The following is a 19599-nucleotide window of genomic DNA, read 5'->3' as shown; positions in this document are numbered from 1 at the left end:
CATCACATTCCGCTCCCGTGGCTATCATCGTGCGATTCCGGGCCCGGTCGTGGCCGCGAATCGCACTCCGCGCAGAAGTCACAGCGCGGGTGCGGAGTCCAGGCCCGGCGCTCGAGACGGTGAGAATCGAGGTCCAGTTCGAGGGTGGTGTCCAAGGTCGCGGGTGCGTGATCGCCGCCGCTGTAAGCGATCGTGTCGATCTCCTTGAGCGCCACGGCGGCCGTCGCGTCGAGGTCCGGAAGCGGCGCGCAACCCACCCGCCCCAGCAATTGCGCGGCCAGCAGCGGCCAGTCCGGATCGCGATCGCGGCGGTGCAGATCCGCGCAGCGCAGACAGCTGGTCTCGCCCGGCAGTACCAGCGGGCCGATTACCCCGTGACCGTCACGAATGCTCAGCGACAGGTGCGGAACGCGCTCGCGCATCAGGTCCCGGATCAGGCCGGGTTCCGGCATCAAGGCATCGGTCAGTACGACCAGATCGGGCGGGTCCGTCTCCGGGCATTCGTTCGGGTATTCGCGAATATGCCGGGGCCGCAACCCCATTCGACCCAGCCCGTCGAGCATGCGGTCAGCCAGTGGCCCGCGCCCGTGCACGGTCACCCGCCGCAGCCGCGAACGGACCGCCTTATGTGCCAATAGTCCCGCCGCGTCCAGCGCGGCGAGCAATGCCCGGGTCGCCTCGGAATCGATGCCCAATGCGTGTGCCCGCCAAGAGATTTCGGGCGCGGTGTGCATCCCGTCGAGCAACGCCAGAAACGCTGGCCCGGCATGCGGTGGACCCGGCGGCCGCAACAGCACGGCGGTACCCGCATCCCACCCCAGCTGCACGGCCCCGTCCGGCCGGTGCAACACGGTGATTCGAGGATGCAAAAGCGGTCCGCGGGTCCCGGCGAGCTTGGTCATGCCGCCAGTGTGCGCCGCCCGCAAAACGGAAAATCCCGCGAAAACGCTTGTTCATCAGCGCTTTCGCGGGTTATCCACAGGTTCGCCGAGCGATGTCGCTGCACGGCATCGGACGGTGTAGCTCTCGGTTCCGAGCAGCCGCACTCCGGTATCAGGAGGCGCTGCCGCCCTTTTCGCCGTCGCCCTCGGCCTCACCCGGCTTGCCGGAGTTCCCCTCGGCCTCGCCTTCCGGCTCCGCCTTGCCTTCCTTGGCCAGCCGCTCCCGCTCCAGGGTCTCGGCCAGCTGCGCCAGCGGATCGTCGAAAGCCGTTGTCCCGCCGCCCAGTACCGAATCGATGAACCCGGCCGGCGAATCCAGATCGTTCGAATCGGGCAGCAGGTCCGGATGCGCCCAGACCCCGTCCCGCTTCTCCACCCCGGCATCGGAGGTCAGCCGCCGCCACAGCGCCGCCGCCTCCCGCACCTTGCGCGGCCGCAATTCCAGCCCGACCAAGGTGGCGAAGGTCTGCTCGGCCGGACCGCCGGTGGCGCGGCGGCGGCGCAGCGTCTCGGCCAGCGCGCCCGCACCGGGCAGCCGATCCGACACCGCATCGGTGACCACGGTCTCCACCCAGCCCTCGATCAGCGCGAGCAGCGTCTCCAGGCGTTCCAGCGCCGCCTTCTGCTCGGGCGTGGTCTGCGGTTCGAAGGTGCCCTGCGCCAGCAGTTCCTCCAGCTTGGAGGGATCCTGCGCCAGCTGCATGGGATCGAGCCCGGCCGCGGCCTGTTCGATCGCCGAGAAGTCCATCTTGATGCCGCGCGCGTAGTCCTCGACCGCGCCCAGCACCTGCTGGCGCAGCCACGGCACGTGCGCGAACAGCCGCTGATGCGCGGCCTCGCGCGCGGCCAGGTACACCATGATCTCGCTCTCCGGCTGTTCGAGTCCGGCGCTGAATTCCGAGATGGCCGTCGGCATCAGCGCCGCGGTGCCGTCGGGACCCAGCGGCAGGCCGATATCGGTGGAGGTCAGCACCTCCTTGGCGAGCTGGCCCAGCGCCGAGCCGAGCTGCGAGCCGAAGGCGAGTCCGCCCATCTGGCCCAGCATTCCGAACATCGGGGCCGCGAATTCCTTGGCCTCGGCCGGCAGCGTGGCCGTCCACATGCCCGAAACCTGTTCGGCCACCGGATCGCAGAGCCGCTTCCAGGTCGGCAGCGTCTCCTCGATCCAGTCGTTGGCCGTCCAGGCCGCGGTCTTGGTGGCGCCCGCCGGGAAGTTGGTCACCGGGTCCAGCCACAGTTCCGCCAGATGCGCGGCATCGGTGACGGCACTGCGCGCCCCCGAGCTGAGCGGCGTGACGCTCGCGCCGAGCTGCTGGCGCGCCAGGCGTTTGGCGATGTCGTAGTTCACCGGACCGCTGGACGCCGCGCCCGGCTGGCCCATGCTGGAGAACATGGCGCCGAGCTGGCTCAGCATCTGACCGAGTTGCGACGGATCGAATCCGCCCGCGCCGCCCGGACCGCCCACCGCGAATCCGAACGGGTTGTTCGCACCGGAACCGCCCGACCCGTCACCGGGCTTGCGCTCCGGGTCGTCGTCGCGGTTCGAGAATCCGAACGGGAAGTCAGTCATAGAGACCACGGTACTGGAGCCCGGAAGTGAGCGAACCGCCGAGCGGAACGCGGCATTCGGCCGCCGCACCAGTACCCTTGGCCGCGTGAACCGTCGGATATTCACCCTGCTCGCCGCCTTGATCCCGATCTTGGCGCTCGGAATCGCAGGCAGCGTCGTCACCGTCCCGTTCGTGGCGCTCGGACCTGGGCCGACGTTCAACACACTGGGCACGGTCGACGGAAAACAGGTGGTCGAGGTGCAGAATGCGCAACTCGATCCGACCACCGGAAATCTGAATATGACGACGGTCTCCGTTCGCGACGGGCTGAATATCTTCGAGGCGTTCGGACTGTGGCTGGACGGTGATCACGGACTGGTGCCGCGCGCCGAGGTGTATCCGACCGGTGTGCCGAAAGACACCATCGACAAGAACAATCAGCAGGAGTTCAAGGATTCGGAAGACAATGCCGAACTCGCGGCATTGCGCTATCTGAAAATGCCGACCGTGGTGCGGGTGCGCGCGGTGCTCGACGACGGGCCCGCCAAGGACGTGCTGCGCAAGGGCGACGATCTGGTGAGCGTGGACGGCAAGCCGATCGGGACCGCCAAGGATGTGGTGGCGGCGGTGTCGACGGTGAAGCCGGGGACGACCATCCCGGTGGTGTTCCGGCGGGACGGCGCCGAGCAGACCGCGGAGGTGACCCTGGCGCCCAAACCGGAGGACGCCAACAAGGGTTACCTGGGCATCGTGCCGGGCGAGTTCGCCAGCGGGCCCATCCAGGTGGACTTCAACCTGGCCGAAATCGGCGGTCCGTCAGCGGGTCTCATGTTCACCCTGGCTTTGATCGACAAGCTGACGCCGGGGGAGCTGTCGGGCGGGAAGTTCGTGGCGGGCACCGGGACCATCGATCCGGAGGGCAAGGTCGGCCCGATCGGCGGCATCCAGTACAAGATGATCGCCGCGCGCGAGGCCGGCGCCGAGACCTTCATGGTCCCGGCCGCCAATTGCAACGAGGCCGTGCAGCGCACTCCCGACGGCCTGCGCCTGGTCAAGGTCGAAAACCTCGCCGGGGCAGTGCAATCGCTGGAGGACATCAACGCCGGTAAGGACGCCCCGACCTGCGGGTAAGTAGTACCTACGGATATGCCCCGCTGCCGGTGCAGCGGGGCATATCCGTGTTCGGGCATCGCTCAGGCGAATTCGTCGGGGTCGTTCTCGAGGGTGTGCTTGAGGGCCTCGACGAGATTCGGGGCGAGGTTGGGCGCGGTGCGCAGATCGAGATCGCCGAAGGGATCCTCCTCGTCCTCGGTCGGCCGAACCTGCAGCAGCGACAGCGAAGTCCCGTCCCGCAGCACGCCCGCGAAGAGCCGCGCGTCCCGGCGTTCCGGATGCTCGGCCGCCGCCTGCCGCCCGGCCCGATCGGCGGCTTCGTCATCGGCGAGCAGCGGCGCGATGGCCTCGTCCAGCGACTGTTCGGCCGCGGGCGGCAGCACCACGATCTGCTGTACGAGAACACAGCCCTCCACCGACGGCGGCCAGCTGGTGGTAGCCAGGTATTCCTCCATGGCGTGCCGATCCACCGCCACGTCGTCCGGGAACGCCTCCTGCGCAATGGGAGTCAATGCGTTCTCCGCGTCCAGCTGATCCAGCAGGGACGGCTCGGCGGCGACCAGGTCGGCCGTCGGGACCAGGGCGAACATCTGCGGCGCCCGGTCCCATCCTTCACCGTCCACATACTCCGCGACTTCGCGAATACACCGGTACAGGGCCGACGCCGCCCACTGCTCAGGGTTCACCCGACAATCCTCGCATCGCGCCCGGACCGGGTTGCCGCGGCCCTGTACGGAGTGCCTGGCCGCCCGGGGGATCGGAGAGTTCCCCATCCCTAGGCTCTAATTCCGGGCGTTTTACGTAGAGTGGGGCGCGAACGGTCCCGTGGGACCGAACTCATCATCGGACTGCGGCGCACCGGCCGGTCATCCCGGCGCGGGCGTCGCCGGACCCTGGGAGAGTGGCATCGTGGGCATGCGCCCCCCGACCGGCTTACCTTCGTTGTCGCGACGCAGCCGTGTGCTGTTGGTGACGGCCTTGGCGTTGGCGGCTCTGTTACTGGTCGGGCCTCGGCTCACCGACGCCTATACGAATTGGCTCTGGTTCGGGGAGGTGGGATTCCGCGGTGTCTACCACACGGTCCTGCTCACCCGGATCCTGTTGTTCCTCATCGTCACCGTGGTGGTGGCGGCCATCATCTGGCTGGCGCTGCTGCTGGCGTACCGCTCGCGCCCGGTGTTCGTGCCGGTGAGCGGTCCGGGTGATCCGATCGCCCGCTACCGCACCACCGTGATGAGCCGGCTGCGCCTGTTCGGCATCGGCATCCCGCTGGTGATCGGCGTGCTGTCGGGCCTGGTGGCGCAATCGAGCTGGGTCACGGTGCAGATGTTCCTGCACGGCGGCTCGTTCGGCGTGAAGGATCCGCAGTTCAATATCGACGTCGGCTTCTACGCCTTCGATCTGCCCTTCTACCGCATGGTCCTGAACTGGCTGTTCGTCGCCGTGGTGATCGCGTTCTTCGCGAACCTGGTGACGCACTACGTGTTCGGCGGGCTGCGGCTGGCCGGGCGCGAGGGCACCCTGAGCAATTCGGCGCGCATCCAGCTGGCGGTGCTGGCGGGACTCTTCGTGCTGCTCAAGGCGATCGCGTACTGGTTCGACCGGTACGCGCTGCTGTCGAGTACGCGCAAGGAGCCGACCTTCACCGGCGGTTCGTACACCGATATCAACGCGGTGCTGCCCGCCAAGCTGATCCTGCTGTCCATCGCGGTGATCTGCGCCATCGCCTTCTTCGCCGGGATCGTGCTGCGCGACTTGCGGATTCCGGCCATGGCGGCGGTGCTGCTGGTGCTGTCCTCGGTGCTGGTCGGCGCGGTATGGCCGCTGCTGGTGGAGCAGTTCTCGGTGCGGCCGAACGCGGCCACCAAGGAGTCCACCTATATCGAGCGCAATATCGCTGCCACGCGCGATGCCTACGGGATCACCTCGGACAAGGTCACCTATGTGGACTATCCGGGCGTGGCCACCAAGGATCCGGTGACGGTGCCGGCCGATCAGCAGACCATCAAGAACATCCGGGTGCTGGATCCGAACCTGCTGACGCCCACCTTCATTCAGCGCAACCAGCAGCTGCAGAACTTCTACGGCTTCCCCGATCCCCTCGACATCGACCGCTACACGGTCAACGGCGAGGTCGGCGACTACGTGGTGGCCGCGCGCGAACTCCAGCCGCAGAACCTGGCCGACAACCAGAAGGACTGGATCAACCAGCACACCGTGTACACGCACGGCAACGGTTTCGTCGCGTCCCCGGCCAATCGCGTGAATCAGGCTCCGCCCAAGGACACTCAGCAGGCGCAGGCGGCGGCGGGCAGTGACTCCGGCGGTCAGGGCGGCTTCGGCTACCCGGTCTTCAATGTCGGCGACCTGTCCACGGTGAGCGACCTGTTCACCGCGAAGGACAAGGAAGCCATCCCGGTCGACAATCCGCGCATCTACTTCGGTGAGCTGATCTCCAAGGGCGAGTCCGACTACGCCATCGTGGGCGGCAACAACCAGCCGCCGCGCGAGTACGACAAGCCGGACGCGCAGTACACCTACACCGGTTCGGGCGGCGTGCCGATCGGCAACTGGTTCAACCGGTTCGCGTTCGCGGCCAAGTACGCCGAGCGCAACATCCTGTTCTCGGGCGCCATCGGTTCCGATTCGAAGATCATCTTCAATCGCAATCCGCGTGAGCGCGTGCAGCAGGTGGCCCCGTGGCTTACCGCCGACGGCGATGTCTACCCGGCTGTGGTGGACAAGAAGATCGTCTGGATCGTCGACGCCTACACCACCCTCGACAGCTACCCGTACGCCCAGCGCACCTCGCTGGACGGCGTGGTCGAGGACAGCATCGACCAGACCACCGGCCGGCTGGTGCCGCGCAAGGAGGTCTCCTACATCCGCAATTCGGTGAAGGCGACCGTCGATGCCTACGACGGCACGGTGAAGCTGTTCCAGGTGGATCAGACCGATCCGGTGCTGAAGGCGTGGATGGGCGTGTTCCCGGACGCGGTGCAGCCGGAGAGCGCCATCAGCGCTGACCTGCGGGCGCACTTCCGCTACCCGGAGGACCTGTTCAAGGTGCAGCGCGAGATGCTGGCGAAGTACCACGTGGACGATCCGCGAGAGTTCTTCACCAACAACGCCTTCTGGTCGGTGCCGAACGATCCGACCCAGGAGGGTGCGGCCGCGGGTGCGCATCAGCCGCCGTACTACCAGCTGATCGGCGATCCCAAGACCGGCAAGGCGGCGTTCAACCTGACCAGCGTCATGGTGGGTTACAAGCGCAACTTCCTGTCGGCCTACATCCAGGCGCATTCGGATCCGGACAACTACGGCAAGTTGACGGTCTTGCGATTGCCCGCCGATTCCGACAGGCAGACACCGGGACCGGGCCAGACGCAGACCTCGATGACAACCAACGATGAAGTGTCGAGGGACCGGAACCTGTTGACGGGCGGCAATGTCAACAAGATCAAGTACGGCAATCTGCTGACGCTCCCGGTCGGCGACGGCGGCATCCTCTATATCGAACCCTGGTATCTGGAACGCAATACCGCCGGCACCAACGCCCCGTCCTTCCCGCAGCTGGTGAAGGTCTTGGCCAGCTATCGCGACAAGGTCGGGTACGGCTCGACGGTCGAGGAAGCGCTCAACAAGGTGCTGCCCGGAACCGGCAGCGCCGCAACGAATCAGCCGGGGCAGCAGACCCAGCCCCCGGCGAACCAGGGCACCAACCCACCCAACCAGGGCGGTACCACGCCACCGGCCACCACCGGCCGCGACGCCGCGGTCAAACAACTCGACGATGCGCTGAAGGCGGTCACCGCCGCGCAGAAGTCGGGTGATCTGGGCCAGCTGGGCAAGGCCTTGGAGGCGTTGCAGACAGCCGTGGACGCCTACAACAAGTCCGGCGGCTAGACCCGCCGCCAGTGAAACCAAAGGCGCTGCCGTCCTCGTTGACGGCAGCGCCTTTCGCTACTTCCGATATGGGGAAGGAGTTTCGGGGGTACTACTAGCGACCCCAGGACTCGATGAGAGCGGCGTTCTGCTGCAGGACCGACTGGTACTGGTCCTGGACGCCGAACTGGTCGGCGAGATCGCCGGCGACGTTCTTGGCCTGCTCGATCATGGCCTGGCGGTCGGTCTGGACCGGGGCGGCGGGGGCCGGGGCGGGAGCGACGGGCTCCGGCTCGGAGACGCCCTCGCGCAGGTACTGGCCGCAGACGGGCCAAGCGCCGACGCCCTGGGTGGCGAGCACGTTCTCGGCCACGCGGATCTGCTCTTCCTTGCTGGCATTGTGCGCCGAGCCGGCGCCACCGTTCGCGGCCCAGGTGCTCTGCGAGAACTGCAGGCCGCCGTAGTAGCCGTTGCCGGTGTTGATGCCCCAGTTGCCGCCGCTCTCACACTGGGCGACGCCGTCCCAGTCGTGGGCCGGGGCCGCCGAAGCGGTTGCGGAGAAGCCGAACGGGACGGCAACAAGGGCGCCGGTGACGGCGGCGAGGCCGAGGACGCGGGTGTTGAACTTCCGGTTCTGTTTCATAGCGATGTCCCTCCCTGTGCCCGCTGACCTCGGCATTCGCTGCCGGTCCCTGTCCCCAGGAGTCGGGGTACTCGACCGCGGGACAGGGTTGCCGGCGTGCAGCGGTTCGAGTCGGAGCCCATCACAGGTTTGATCCGGGCCGCTCCTGACGATAACGACTGGATCTCGGCAGATCACGTCTTGATAACTTCAGAATTGCATGAAGCGAATGATGATAAAAACAGCGTTGATGCAGGTTGGCTATGCTGTAATTGCATAATCCGAACGGTCTGTTATATGCCCGTGATGTGACCTGATTCACTGTGAAAATGTGACATCAGTCACGTTTTCCGGCCGATTTTTGGTCGACGCGCGCGTGAAACGCTTCTGATTCACCTTTTCGGGCGCCTCCGGAATCGACCATGATCGCGTTCCAATGTCTCGTCACACCCGCGAAACCCGCCCTTGACCAGGCGATTTGGTTCCTTCTCCGACCCGTGTGTAATGTTGTGTTCACCGACGCGGGGTGGAGCAGCTCGGTAGCTCGCTGGGCTCATAACCCAGAGGTCGCAGGTTCAAATCCTGTCCCCGCTACTACAGCGAAAGGCCCGGAACCATCAGGTTCCGGGCCTTTCGCCTTTCTATCGATCACCGCATCACAGGGCCGCCGCGATCAAACCCGCGAACGCCTGTCCGCCCCGGGCATTGGGATGGAAGGGCGCGGCGGGCGACGCCGGCGCCAGCGGTTCGATCCAGCGCTCCGCGGCGGCGGCACAGGCATCGTGGCCGAGGCTCGCCGTACGCAGATCCACGAACGTCCCGCCATGTGCGGCGGCCTGTTCGGCGATGCGGTCGCCCAGGCGGTCGATGGTGGTCTGCAGGTAGTCGGCATCGCGGGGCTGGATCGGCGTGGTCGGGGTCAGGCAGCCGCCGGGCGGCAGGTACTTGCCGTAGCTGGTGATCGCGATGCGGGCGCGTGGGGCGCGCCGGGCGATCTCGTCCAGGGTGCTGCCGATGATGGCGGCGGAGGCGTCCACCTTGGCGGCCAGCTGGTCGGCGCCGCCCGCGGTGAACCGGTCCACGCAGGGCGAAGCGTGTTGCTCCGGCAGGGGGTTCAGGCAGCCGAGCAGATCCTGGAACAGTCCGGCGTCGTTCGCGCCGATGGTCAGGGTCACCAGATCTGTCTCGGCGGTCAGTGCGTCGTATTGCGCTGCCCCGCTGCGTCCCCAGCCACTGCCCGACTTGTCGAAGTCCTGGGCCTTCGCACCCGAACAGGTGACGTTGCGGAACGATCGCACGCCGAGGAGGGCGGCCAGCCGGGCCGGATACCCGTTGTCGAACGATTGCAGGCAGGTCACGGCCGCGCTGTTCTGGACCGGCACGAAGGGCCCGGCGGCGAACGAGTCGCCCAGAGCGACGTATTCGGCGTAAGCGGGGGCCGCGCCGGCGTGGGCGGGTGTCAGGAAGGTGGTCGCGACGGTCGCCGCGGCGACGGCGAGCCCGGTGAGTGCCGATCGCATGTGTCCTCATCTCGATGGGCTGAATCTGTACTACCGCACAGGTTAGACAGATCTGTGCGAATGTACAGGTTTCTGGCCGAATCGATGCCGCTTCACGGTCTACCTGTGGATTAGGGCCCGACGCGCTGTTGCAGTACCCGCTCGGCCGCATCTCGTTCGGGCCCGGCGACGTGCGACAGCGTGAGCGCTCGCAAGGCCTGGTGCAGCGAGTCTGCCTCGACGGCGCGACTGCGCGGCCGCCCGAGTCGGTGCAGCAGGAAACCATCGATCATGGCCACGATCTGCCCGGCCGCTTCCTCGGGATCGACCGCGCCGCAAGCCCGCAGCACCCGCGCGGCCAGGGCCTCGAACTGCTCGACCGCCTGCGTCACCGGCCCTTCGAGCTCGGGCCGCCGCCCGGCATCGAGGTACAGCTGGAACTGCGCGATCACCGCGGTCCGCGATCGGGCCGCCGTGGTCGCGATCAGGCGCAGCAGCTCGTCGAGGGTGGGCCGGGCGGCCAGCGCCTGCTCGAGCATCGGCCCGAACTCGGAGATCCGGTCGTGTACCTGCAAGGCCAGGGCCTCGTCGACCAGGTCCTGCACCGACCCGAAGAAATACCCGGTGGTCGCCCCCGGCAGCCCGGCCCGCGCCGCCACCCGCCGATGCGTCACCGCCCCCGGCCCCTCCTCGGCGATCAGCTCCAGCGCGGCGCGCACCAGCGCCTCCCGCCGCAGCCGGCTGCGCTCCTGACGGGGTTGCTCGCGCGCGGGACCGCCCATGCCTCCCAAACCTGTTCGCTGCCCGGCCATCCGGACATCCTGTGCGTATGCCCAGATTCTAGAGCGCCCCGCCCCGTGCGCAGGCCAGGCCGCAACTCACCCGTAGAGCTGCACGAACCGATCCAGCGAACGCTCGACATCACCCTTCAGCGCGCGCGCCACCGCCGACCCGATCGGTCCGAACAGCGGCGCACCGCCGAGATTGAAATCAGCGGTCACCTTGGATCCGCTACCGCTCGGCGCGACCCGAAGTTCGATCCCGAACTTCGTCCCACCGATCCCGGACCCCTTGAGCACCAGCCGATTCGGCGGCTCAGCGGTCTCGACCACCCAGCTGACCCGATTCCGGAACCCCTTGACCGTGGCGACACCCACCAACCGGGTCCCGGGCGTCAGCCCCTCGGGCACCGGCCCCCGCCACCCCTCGTGCAGCGTCAGCCACTTGTCGAGTTCGGGCAGGTCGGAAGCGTGCGCCCAGGCCTGATCGGGCGGAATCGGAACATCAACGGACACCTTGAGCTTAGCCACGAACCCGATGGTATCTGTTACGTCATGTAGCACTGACAATGCGTCCGCGAAATCGAATCCCGGCGGAGATCGCCCCGCCACCACTCAATCGGGGGTTCGGATCGAACGGAGCAGTCGCCGCAGCGCCGTGAGCGTGTCGGCGAGCGCGTCCGGTGCGGTGGCCGAGGCCAGCCACAGGGCGGCCTCGTTCATCGCACCGGACAGCAGGTGTGTGAGGGGTTCGATCGGCTGGGGCGGAATCACCTCCGCCGCAACGAGTTCGGTGAGCACCTCGCTCAGATGGCGGGCGGAGGCGGCCTCGTCCAGGGCCCGCCAGTCGTGCCAGCCCAGCACCGACGGACCGTCGACCAGCATGATGCGCTGGATCTCCGGATCGGTGCAGACGGTCAGGAAAGCCTCGCAGCCGCTGACCAATTGGTCCCACGGCTGCTCGACGGCCCCGGCCGCGGCTGCGACGCGATCGCCGACTTCGTTCTGCACTTCTTCGAGAACGGCCCGGAAGAGTTCGATCTTGCTCGAAAAGTTGTGGTAGAGAGCGCCTTTGGTGACGCCCGCGGCCGCTGTTATCTCCGCTAGCCCGACGGCCGCATAACCTTTCGCGGCGAAGAGCCGCCTGCTTTCGCTCAGCAGGGTGCGCCGGGTCTGCTCGCGCTGCTGCGTGCGCAGTGTTCCCGCCATGTCGAAACCTTCCGATTGACGTACCGATGGTATGTGAACTAACGTCGTTGACGTACCGATGGTATGTCAAACCGGAACGGCTCGAAGGGCGACACCGTGAAACTCAGCAGCTTCTACCCCGTAATCGGCACCGGCAAGCTCGCCGAAGCGCGCGACTTCTACACCACCTGGTTCGGGTTCGAGATCACCTTCGAGGCGGACTGGTACATCAGCCTGCGCCGCACCGCCGACGACCACCCCTACGAACTGGCATTGCTCGACTACACGCACGCGACCGTTCCCGAGGCTTACCGGCGGCCGACCGACGGCCTGATTCTCAACTTCGAGGTCGACGATGTGGACGCGGAATGGGAGCGCATGGTCGTCCAGGGCGGCCTGAAGCCCGAACTGGATATCCGCTCAGAGGAATTCGGTCAGCGGCACTTCATCGTCTCGGACCCCAGCGGCTTGCTGATCGATGTCATCTCCGAGATCCCGCCCACCGGCGAGTTCGCCGAGCAGTTCGATGCCGGCTACGCCGCCGAGCGCTTCGGCGAGCAGTAGCGATTCGATCCGCATCAGGCGCGGGTCAGCTCGAGCAGGCGGCGCAGGGTGACCAGCTGTTCCTCGAACGGCGTCTCCATCTTCGCCAGCAAGGTGGAGACGCCGGCGGCGCGATAGCGCGCGATCCGATCCGCGATGGCCTCCGGCGTGCCGACCAGGTTGGTGTGGCTGCCCAGTTCCAGCGGCACCGCCCGCCGGGCCGCCTCGCGGTCGCCGGAGGCCCAGAGCTCGGCCACCCGCTCGACCGCGGCGCCGAACCCGAGGCGGGTGAAGGCCTCGTTGTAAAAATTGCGGCCGGCCGCGCCCATCGCGCCGATGGTGAAGGCGTAGCCCTCGGCATGGCGGCGAATCCGTTGCGCGGCATCGGCTTCGCCGTCGGCGAACTCGACGGCGACCGGTGCGACCAGTTCGAGGTCGGCGAGGTCGCGCCCGGCCGATTCGGCGCCTTCGCGCAGCGGATCCAGGAACACCTCGGCGGTCTCCGGGATGAAGGCATTGCCCAGCCAGCCGTCGGCGGCCGCGCCGGTGAGGCGGAGGTTGGTGGGGCCCATCGAGGCCACGTAGATGGGTATGTCGCGGGGGGCGACCATGGGGCGTAGGGCGCGGCCGGCGCTGTCGGGGAGGGGGAGGGTGTAGACCTCGCCCTCGTAGGCGAGGGGTTCGCCGCGGCTGATCATCCGCACGATGTCGATGGTTTCCCGGGTGGTGCTCACCGGCTTCCGGAACCGGACCCCGTGCCAGCCCTCCATGACGCGCGGCCCGGAGACGCCGATGCCCAGCCGGAAGCGCCCGCCCGAGAGTTCCTGCAGGCTGAGCGCCGAGGTGGCGAGCAGGGCGGGGGAGCGGGAGCCGAGCTGAACCACGAAGGTGCCCAACCCGATCGAGGTGGTCTTGGCGGCGAGATAGGCGAGGCCGGTGAGGGCGTCGTAGCCCCACACTTCCGGGACCCAGAGCGAGGTGACGCCGAGCTTCTCGGCTTCCATCGCGAAGTCCGCCGCGCCGGGCAGGCGGGGTTCGATGGCGACGCCGACCTGAAGCGGTTTTCGTGTGGGCTGCATTGCGACCATGGACTATGTTATAGATCATAGAAACTGTTGCTGGGAACCCCCGAAAGGTTTCACCGTGCGCTATCGCGACCAACCGACCGTCGAGGTCTCCGAACGTGTCGCCTGTACCCCCGCCCAGGCGTGGGCGCTGGTCACCGACATCACGCTGCCGTCCCGCGTCTCCGAGGAACTGGCGACGGTGGAATGGCTCGGCGGCGCGGACCGGGTCGAGGTGGGCGCGCGGTTCCGCGGCACCAGCAAGCACGATGCGCTGGGCGCCTGGAGCACCGAATGCGAAGTGATCGAGGTGGAGCCGGAGCGGCGCTGGGTGTGGGCGGTGCACGGTCCCGAAGGCGTCAGCGCCACTTGGGGTTTCGAGATCGATCCGGCCAGCTCCGCGGTGATCGTCCGGCAGTGGGGCCGGATGGGTCCCGGTGTCTCGGGCCTGAACATGGCCATCACCGCCATGCCGGAGAAGGAGGCGCGCATCGTCGCCAACCGGCTGGTGGAGTGGGAGCGCAATATGCGCGCCAACCTGGCCGCGGTGAAGGCGGAACTGGAATCGGAGGCGTGAGTGGCGCGCGGTGAGACCAAGCGGAAGATGCTGGTGGGCGGCGTCGAACTGCTGCGGGAACGCGGTTCGGCGGGCGTCACCATCGATGCCGTGCTGGCCCGGACCGGTGCGCCGCGCGGTTCGGTCTACCACCACTTCCCCGGTGGGCGCAGGCAATTGCTGAGCGAGAGCCTGCAATTGTCCGCCGACGCCATTGCCGCGCTCATCGAGCGATCAGCGCCGGGCGGCCCGCGGGAAACCCTGCGCGCGTTCGTCGAATTCTGGCGAAAGCTGCTGTCCGCCGGTGATTTCCACGCCGTCTGCCCGGCTTTCGCGGTCGCGGTCGGCGGCACCGAGGACGATCGTGCCCTGCACGCCGATGTCGCGCTCATCCTGGCCCGCTGGCGCACGGCGCTGACGGCCTCGCTCACCGACGCCGGCGTACCCGTCGCGCGCGCCGAAAGCCTTGCCAACCTGATACTTTCGGCGATCGAGGGCGCGATTGTCCTCTGCCGTGTCGAACGTTCGCTGCAACCCCTGGAGCAGGTCGCCGCCGAACTGGAACCGCTGCTGCTCGCGGCGGCGGGCAGTGCACGCGAACGCAGCTAGGATCGAAACACCCACCACGGCAAGATGTTTCAGGCCGGTCCCGTCGGTTCGAAGGTGGCGAGCAGTTGTTCGAGCGCTGCCTGGTCGGGCCCGACGAACGGGCTCGCGTCCGGCACCGCGGCGAGCATGTCCAGAAACTCGGCGGTGCGCCCGGTCGCGGGCGGCAGGTGCGTGCCGAGAATCCTGCCAGCATCGAATGCCCGCAACGCGTACACGGTTTCGAGGTACTTGCCCCGATCCACGCTGTGCACCCACGGACTGTCCACGGTCGCCCACAGCGTCTGCCGCTCACGCAATTCCGCCTCGCCGAGATACCCGACGTCGGGGCAGGTCGCGAGTTCCGCCGACGGCATGGGCGCGCCGAAGCAATCCGAACTGAAGCAGGTCCCCGTCAGCTCGTCGTAACACCCCGTGGTCGAAGGATTGTCGAACAACGGCGGCCGGAAGGCGGTCAGCCGGCGGTCGCCGACGTCCAGGGACTGCCCCGGGTTCAACAGGTAGATCCGCTCCATCGGCAGCGGACCCTCCATCGACATGAGTCCCATCCCGAGAAAGGTCGTGATCAATCGGGCGTGCGGCGCGGCGTCGAGCAGTCCGCGCAGCGCCCCCGTGTGATCGCGATCCGGGTGCGTGATCCAAATCCATTCCAGGTCGGCCGGATCCAGCACCGAACCCAGCGCATCCAGGAAATCCCGGCCGGGCAGCCCGGTATCGATGAGCACCGGCTCGGCCGCGTGCAATACGAAGGCGTTCACCGGCACGAACCCGATGCCGGGCACCGGCTGACAGTCGCCGAGCACGCTGATATCGCGCCCGATCCTGTTGATTTCCATGGGATCTCACTCCTCGTCGAAGTCGACGCGGATCATTCCGCGTGCGATGGCCGACAGCTCCGCGGCGCTCGGGTCGTGCCCGCGGCTCACCTTCAACCCGAGTTCGAACGGCGAAGCGCCGTGATCGAGCGCCTGCCGCAGGGCCGCGCCCAGCTGCTCCGGCGTCGGATGCAGCAGCACCGCGCGCCCGCGCCGGACCCGCCCCTGCCGGGTGACCGTGACCGGGGCGGGATCGGTGAAGTTCAGCCGCCACGCCCGCTCGGTGAACACCGTCGGCACCCCGTCGATGGTGTGCAGGCAGATCGGTACCCGCAGGGTCTTCCCGCTGCGGCGCCCGGTGAATTCGAGCAGCGCCTGCAGGCTGAAGCGCCGGCCGAGCCGCGGATCGGCGAGGATCCGCCGGACCGCCGGGTTGATCACGCGCATCAGCGCCGGCGGTGGCGGGGCCAGCCGGACCTTGGGTTTCGTTGTCGTGGTCATCGCGATCTCCTCATGTCCGATAGCGATGACGTTAGGAAGCCGCGGTCCGCGCCGGAATACCAGAAACATGGCATTTCCCGCCGGTGCGCCGGGTCGTACGGTGGGTTGATGAGCGCGGATAGCTACCGGCGCGCAGCGGACAAGATCACCCGGCTGTGCGCCGAACCGCGCGATCTGGTGTCGCTGTGGCAGGCGACGACCGAGGTGCTCGCGGACGCCGTGCCCCACTATTGGACCCCCTGCTTCTACACCCTGGATCCGGCGTCGCTGCTGATGACCAGCCACTTCCATCACGGCCTGGACGAGTTCCCGGGCGAATGGCTGGTCAGCGAGTACTACGCCGACGACGTCAATCAGCTTGCGGACGTGGCCCGTTCGCCCTCCGGCCTGTCCACCCTGTACGAGGCCACGAACGGCGACCCGTCCAGCAGTCCGCGCTGGCACCGCAATATGACGATGGGCGGCGACCAGGAAATGGTCACCCGCCTGCGGACGCGATCCGGTGAGGTGTGGGGCGCGCTCGCGCTGTACCGCGCGCCCGGCGAACCCCTGTTCTCCGCCGCCGAGCAGAGTTTCGTGCGCACCGTCTCGCCCGCGCTCGCCGAAGGCGCCCGCGCCGCCCTGCTGCTGGGCCAGGCCCGGCAACCCGACTGCGCCGATGCGCCCGGCCTGCTCATCCTCGACCGCGAGGGGAATATCGAATCCAGTACGCCCGGCGTCGATCGCTGGCTCGCGGAACTGCCGGACGGCGACCGGGATTCGGGACGCCTGCCCTCCTGCGTGCTCACCCTGGCCGGGCGTGCCCTGCGCGCCGCCGACCATCCGGACCGCGGCGAGATCACCGTGACCCGGGTGCTGTCGCATGCCGGGACCTGGGTGGTCCTGCACGGCGCCTGCCTGAATTCGACCGGCGACCGGCGCGTCGCCGTCATCATCGAGCCCGCCCACCCCGGCCGCCTGTACCCGCTGCTGATGTCCGCCTACGGCCTGACCGAACGCGAGAAGGACGTCACCCGCCTGGTGCTGCAGGGCGCGTCCACCTCCCAGATCGCCACGGAGCTGGTGCTTTCCGCGTACACCGTGCAGCAGCATCTCAAGAGCATTTTCGACAAGACCGGCGTCCGCAGCCGCCGTGATCTGGTCGGCAAGGTCTTTTTCGCGCACTACGAACCGCGCCTGCGCGACAACGAACGCCGCGCCCTCGACGACCGGCCGTTGCGCGGCGAACCCTGGCTGTCCTGAACTCCGGCCGCGCCCGGCGCGACTAGCGTGGCGGTCATGTGGGATCCGAAGCAGTACCTGGCCTTCGACGATCATCGCGCCCGGCCGTTCTTCGATCTGCTCGATCGGGTGCGCGCCGACCGCCCGCGCCGGGTGGTGGATTTGGGCTGTGGCCCCGGCAATTTGACCGTGACGCTCGGTGCGCGCTGGCCCGGAGCCGAGATCGAGGCTTCCGACGCCTCACCCGAGATGGTCGCCGCCGCCCGCGCCCGCGGCATCGAGGCCGAGCTCGAGGATGTCCGGGATTGGCGGCCGCGCGCGGACACCGATGTGGTGGTTTCCAATGCGGTACTGCAGTGGGTGCCCGGCCATCAAGATCTGGTGGTTCGCTGGGCGGGTGAGCTGCCCGCCGGTGCGTGGATCGCCTTCCAGGTGCCCGGGAACTTCGACGCGCCATCGCATCTCGCCATCCGCGAGCTCGCGGGAACCGCGGCCTGGCGCGCAAGGCTGGCCGCCGCGAACCTGCTGGAACCGCGCGCGGTCCTCGACCCGGTGGGCTATGCCGGGCTGCTGACCGCGGCGGGCTGTGCGGTCGATGCCTGGGAGACGACCTATCTCCAGCGCCTGACCGGTCCGGACCCGGTGCTGGAATGGGTCGCCGGCACCGCGCTGACCCCGGTCCGCGAACTCCTCGACGCTGCCGAATGGGCGGAATTCCGGGCGGAGCTGGCCCCCATGCTGACCGCCGCGTACCCACCGCAACCCGATGGCACCACCTGGCTTCCGTTCCGCCGGGTTTTCGTGGTGGCGCGAACCGCCGGGTAGATCGATTGCGGTCCCGGTGTACCCCATAGGGATTGAACAAACGTCCAGTCTGTAATGCTCCCAATTTGCCGCAATTGCTCGGATTGGTACCGAATCCGGCTAACAACCGGCACGGTTGCGCCGACGAACGGGGTGTCGGACCCCTCTTCTGGAAGCGAATAAAAAAGTGTCGGCAAGGACATTCACCACCGCGTTGGCCGTAGCCACCGCGGTCGCGCTCTGTGCGGCATCGGCCGCAGCGGACCCCGCCACCACGACGAATCCGGCGCCCGGCCTCGGAGTGGGGGTGGATGTGGGCGTCGGCACCGGGGGAGTGAACGTCGGCGTCGACGTACAGGCCGGTGGCGGCGGCGGTGTCGGCGGCACCGTCGGTGGCGGCGCTCAAACCGGCGGAAACGGCGGTGTGGGTGGCACCGTCGGTGGCGGTGCGCAGACCGGCGGCACTGCCGGGGCCGGTGGCACTGTCGGCGGTGGCGCGCAGACCGGCGGGGACGTCGGTGTCGGCGGGACCGTCGGTGGCGGCGCCCAGACCGGCGGAAATGGCGGAGCCGGAGGCACTGTCGGTGGCGGCGCGCAGACCGGCGGCAATGTCGGTGTCGGCGGGACCGTCGGCGGCGATGCCCAGACCGGTGGGAACGTCGGTGTCGGCGGGACCGTCGGTGGCGATGCGCAGACCGGCGGCAATGTCGGTGTGGGCGGGACCGTCGGCGGTGGCGCGCAGACCGGTGGGAACGTCGGTGTGGGCGGGACCGTCGGTGGCGGTGCGCAGACCGGTGGGAACGTCGGTGTCGGCGGGACCGTCGGTGGCGGTGCGCAGACCGGTGGCAATGTCGGTGTGGGTGGCACTGTCGGTGGCGGAGTCCAGACCGGTGGCACTGTCGGTGTCGGCGGGACCGTAGGCGGTGGTGCGCAGACCGGCGGCCTGGGCGGCATCGACCTAGTCGTCGCCGGATCCGGTGCGGCGGGTGCGGACACCGTGTACGGCATGACGATTCCCGCGAACGCGACCGTAGGCATGACCGGCGGCCCCGCGGTCACCGACCTGGTTCCGCAGGGCGGCTACGTGATTCCCAAGGGCGCACCCGAAACCGGTGCGGGCGGCATGGCCGCTCAGGTGAGCGCGAAGTGAGCCGAAACATGCTGCGCGCCGGGCGAATCCGATTCGGCGTCCTCGCCGCGGCGGTGGCGCTCACCTCGGTCCTGACCGCGGGCTGCTCCTCCGACAGCACCCCAGCGGCCTCGACCGTCACCACCACCTCGGCGGTGCAGACCGCCCCGGCGATCAGCCGGTCGACGCCCACGGCGTTCACCATCTCCTCCATCGGCGCGTCTGGTTCGCTGATCTCGCTGGGGCTCAATGCCGACGGCACCGTCCAGGTCCCCGCCGACTACCGGCAGGCGGGCTGGTACCAGCAGGGCCCCGCCCCGGGCGAGCAGGGTTCGGCGGTCATCCTCGGCCACGTCGACTCCTATCAGGGCGAGGGCATCTTCTTCGCGCTCAAGAAGGTCAAGCCCGGTGACCTGATCGACGTGACCCGCGCGGACGGCAAGATCGCGCACTTCAAGGTCACCGACGTGCGCATGTACCAGAAGTCCGAATTCCCGGATCAGCTCGTCTACGGTTCCCGCGGCGGCGCGACCCTGCAGGTGGTGACCTGCGGCGGCCAGTTCGATCAGAACGCCAAGAGCTACCTGTCCAATGTCGTCGTCTTCTCCTCGCTGGACTCGGTGACCTAGGCCGGTACGGGCTGCTGGGTGGTATCGATCTCACCCGGCGGCCGCGCGCCGAGCGCGTCTATATCCTGGTCGCCGTAGCGGTCCACCCGGTGCCGCACAAGACATTTCGGCGATGAGGAGCACCAGTGCAGGCTGGCCGGATTCGAGCGCTCGA

20 protein-coding genes and 1 tRNA gene are annotated in these 19599 nt (G+C 68.1%); 10 read left to right on the top strand and 11 right to left on the bottom strand.

What is annotated here, in order from left to right:
- Positions 1-2: 2 nt before the first annotated feature.
- On the bottom strand, positions 3-902 hold the full coding sequence (locus tag NY1_RS21365; RefSeq protein WP_084535179.1) for a TOMM precursor leader peptide-binding protein: 900 nt from the start codon (positions 900-902) through the stop codon (positions 3-5).
- Positions 903-1053: 151 nt separating this feature from the next.
- The gene (locus NY1_RS21360; protein ID WP_067716119.1) at positions 1054-2511 is read right to left on the bottom strand and encodes a zinc-dependent metalloprotease; all 1458 of its coding nucleotides are present in this window, start codon (positions 2509-2511) and stop codon (positions 1054-1056) included.
- A gap of 85 nt (positions 2512-2596) precedes the next feature.
- On the opposite strand from NY1_RS21360, the gene NY1_RS21355 reads away from it, so the two are divergent.
- Complete coding sequence (locus tag NY1_RS21355; RefSeq protein ID WP_067716117.1) at positions 2597-3622, top strand: YlbL family protein; 1026 nt, start codon at positions 2597-2599, stop codon at positions 3620-3622.
- Between the two features lie 62 nt (positions 3623-3684).
- Here NY1_RS21355 and NY1_RS21350 read toward each other — a convergent pair whose 3' ends face one another.
- Complete coding sequence (locus NY1_RS21350; RefSeq protein ID WP_067716114.1) at positions 3685-4290, bottom strand: PPA1309 family protein; 606 nt, start codon at positions 4288-4290, stop codon at positions 3685-3687.
- Positions 4291-4513: 223 nt separating this feature from the next.
- Here NY1_RS21350 and NY1_RS21345 point away from each other — a divergent pair, with 223 nt between their 5' ends.
- Complete coding sequence (locus NY1_RS21345) at positions 4514-7510, top strand: UPF0182 family protein (protein ID WP_067716112.1); 2997 nt, start codon at positions 4514-4516, stop codon at positions 7508-7510.
- A gap of 94 nt (positions 7511-7604) precedes the next feature.
- On the opposite strand, the gene NY1_RS21340 is transcribed toward NY1_RS21345, so the two are convergent.
- Positions 7605-8132 carry a transglycosylase family protein gene (locus tag NY1_RS21340; protein WP_067716109.1) on the bottom strand — a complete coding sequence of 176 codons (528 nt, stop codon included), beginning with the start codon at positions 8130-8132 and terminating at the stop codon, positions 7605-7607.
- A gap of 499 nt (positions 8133-8631) precedes the next feature.
- On the opposite strand from NY1_RS21340, the gene NY1_RS21335 reads away from it, so the two are divergent.
- A tRNA-Met gene (locus NY1_RS21335) sits at positions 8632-8705 on the top strand.
- Positions 8706-8767: 62 nt separating this feature from the next.
- Here the strand turns inward: NY1_RS21335 and NY1_RS21330 are convergent.
- The 4 genes from NY1_RS21330 to NY1_RS21315 all read right to left on the bottom strand — a co-directional run bounded on the left by NY1_RS21330 (position 8768) and on the right by NY1_RS21315 (position 11598).
- Positions 8768-9631, bottom strand: coding sequence for an SGNH/GDSL hydrolase family protein (locus NY1_RS21330; protein ID WP_067716106.1), 864 nt, complete (start codon positions 9629-9631; stop codon positions 8768-8770).
- Between the two features lie 110 nt (positions 9632-9741).
- Positions 9742-10392, bottom strand: coding sequence for a TetR/AcrR family transcriptional regulator (locus NY1_RS21325; protein ID WP_067716104.1), 651 nt, complete (start codon positions 10390-10392; stop codon positions 9742-9744).
- A gap of 96 nt (positions 10393-10488) precedes the next feature.
- Entirely contained in the window at positions 10489-10920 is a 432-nt protein-coding gene (locus tag NY1_RS21320) for a type II toxin-antitoxin system Rv0910 family toxin (RefSeq protein ID WP_067716306.1), read from the bottom strand.
- Positions 10921-11004: 84 nt separating this feature from the next.
- Entirely contained in the window at positions 11005-11598 is a 594-nt protein-coding gene (locus NY1_RS21315; protein WP_067716101.1) for a TetR/AcrR family transcriptional regulator, read from the bottom strand.
- A gap of 96 nt (positions 11599-11694) precedes the next feature.
- On the opposite strand from NY1_RS21315, the gene NY1_RS21310 reads away from it, so the two are divergent.
- On the top strand, positions 11695-12141 hold the full coding sequence (locus tag NY1_RS21310) for a VOC family protein (protein ID WP_067716303.1): 447 nt from the start codon (positions 11695-11697) through the stop codon (positions 12139-12141).
- Positions 12142-12155: 14 nt separating this feature from the next.
- Here the strand turns inward: NY1_RS21310 and NY1_RS21305 are convergent, their stop codons facing one another.
- The gene (locus NY1_RS21305) at positions 12156-13208 is read right to left on the bottom strand and encodes an LLM class flavin-dependent oxidoreductase (RefSeq protein ID WP_233434421.1); all 1053 of its coding nucleotides are present in this window, start codon (positions 13206-13208) and stop codon (positions 12156-12158) included.
- A gap of 55 nt (positions 13209-13263) precedes the next feature.
- On the opposite strand from NY1_RS21305, the gene NY1_RS21300 reads away from it, so the two are divergent.
- Both NY1_RS21300 and NY1_RS21295 read left to right on the top strand, forming a co-directional pair.
- Positions 13264-13761 (top strand): SRPBCC family protein, encoded by a 498-nt coding sequence (locus NY1_RS21300; RefSeq protein ID WP_067716094.1) that lies wholly within the window; start codon positions 13264-13266, stop codon positions 13759-13761.
- On the top strand, positions 13762-14349 hold the full coding sequence (locus NY1_RS21295) for a TetR/AcrR family transcriptional regulator (protein ID WP_233434420.1): 588 nt from the start codon (positions 13762-13764) through the stop codon (positions 14347-14349).
- Between the two features lie 29 nt (positions 14350-14378).
- Here NY1_RS21295 and NY1_RS21290 read toward each other — a convergent pair whose 3' ends face one another.
- Both NY1_RS21290 and NY1_RS21285 read right to left on the bottom strand, forming a co-directional pair.
- Positions 14379-15182: an MBL fold metallo-hydrolase gene (locus tag NY1_RS21290; RefSeq protein ID WP_067716092.1), complete on the bottom strand. Its 804-nt coding sequence runs from the start codon at positions 15180-15182 to the stop codon at positions 14379-14381.
- Between the two features lie 6 nt (positions 15183-15188).
- A complete protein-coding gene (locus NY1_RS21285; protein ID WP_233434419.1) occupies positions 15189-15662 on the bottom strand; it encodes a grhN in 474 nt (157 codons plus the stop codon).
- 108 nt (positions 15663-15770) lie between these two features.
- Between NY1_RS21285 and NY1_RS21280 the strand changes: the two genes are divergently transcribed.
- The 4 genes from NY1_RS21280 to NY1_RS21265 all read left to right on the top strand — a co-directional run bounded on the left by NY1_RS21280 (position 15771) and on the right by NY1_RS21265 (position 19445).
- On the top strand, positions 15771-16904 hold the full coding sequence (locus NY1_RS21280) for a helix-turn-helix transcriptional regulator (protein ID WP_067716089.1): 1134 nt from the start codon (positions 15771-15773) through the stop codon (positions 16902-16904).
- Between the two features lie 36 nt (positions 16905-16940).
- The gene (locus NY1_RS21275; protein WP_067716295.1) at positions 16941-17708 is read left to right on the top strand and encodes a trans-aconitate 2-methyltransferase; all 768 of its coding nucleotides are present in this window, start codon (positions 16941-16943) and stop codon (positions 17706-17708) included.
- Positions 17709-17874: 166 nt separating this feature from the next.
- On the top strand, positions 17875-18837 hold the full coding sequence (locus NY1_RS21270) for a hypothetical protein (RefSeq protein ID WP_157762413.1): 963 nt from the start codon (positions 17875-17877) through the stop codon (positions 18835-18837).
- Positions 18834-19445, top strand: coding sequence for a class F sortase (locus tag NY1_RS21265; protein ID WP_233434418.1), 612 nt, complete (start codon positions 18834-18836; stop codon positions 19443-19445). Before NY1_RS21270 ends, NY1_RS21265 begins: the two co-directional genes overlap by 4 nt.
- Positions 19446-19599 lie beyond the last annotated feature (154 nt).

This window comes from Nocardia yamanashiensis NBRC 100130 (assembly GCF_001613325.1).
Classification (GTDB): domain Bacteria; phylum Actinomycetota; class Actinomycetes; order Mycobacteriales; family Mycobacteriaceae; genus Nocardia; species Nocardia yamanashiensis.
The sequence above is the reverse complement of the archived record's forward strand: the minus strand, read 5'-3'. Positions and strand labels throughout refer to the sequence as shown.

Coding starts and splice junctions, on each gene's coding strand:
- NY1_RS21365 (WP_084535179.1), bottom strand. CDS start 902: ATGACCAAGCTCGCCGGGACCCGCGGACCGCTTTTGCATCCTCGAATC.
- NY1_RS21360 (WP_067716119.1), bottom strand. CDS start 2,511: ATGACTGACTTCCCGTTCGGATTCTCGAACCGCGACGACGACCCGGAG.
- NY1_RS21340 (WP_067716109.1), bottom strand. CDS start 8,132: ATGAAACAGAACCGGAAGTTCAACACCCGCGTCCTCGGCCTCGCCGCC.
- NY1_RS21330 (WP_067716106.1), bottom strand. CDS start 9,631: ATGCGATCGGCACTCACCGGGCTCGCCGTCGCCGCGGCGACCGTCGCG.
- NY1_RS21325 (WP_067716104.1), bottom strand. CDS start 10,392: ATGGGCGGTCCCGCGCGCGAGCAACCCCGTCAGGAGCGCAGCCGGCTG.
- NY1_RS21315 (WP_067716101.1), bottom strand. CDS start 11,598: ATGGCGGGAACACTGCGCACGCAGCAGCGCGAGCAGACCCGGCGCACC.
- NY1_RS21305 (WP_233434421.1), bottom strand. CDS start 13,208: ATGGTCGCAATGCAGCCCACACGAAAACCGCTTCAGGTCGGCGTCGCC.
- NY1_RS21290 (WP_067716092.1), bottom strand. CDS start 15,182: ATGGAAATCAACAGGATCGGGCGCGATATCAGCGTGCTCGGCGACTGT.
- NY1_RS21285 (WP_233434419.1), bottom strand. CDS start 15,662: ATGACCACGACAACGAAACCCAAGGTCCGGCTGGCCCCGCCACCGCCG.
- NY1_RS21280 (WP_067716089.1), top strand. CDS start 15,771: ATGAGCGCGGATAGCTACCGGCGCGCAGCGGACAAGATCACCCGGCTG.
- NY1_RS21275 (WP_067716295.1), top strand. CDS start 16,941: ATGTGGGATCCGAAGCAGTACCTGGCCTTCGACGATCATCGCGCCCGG.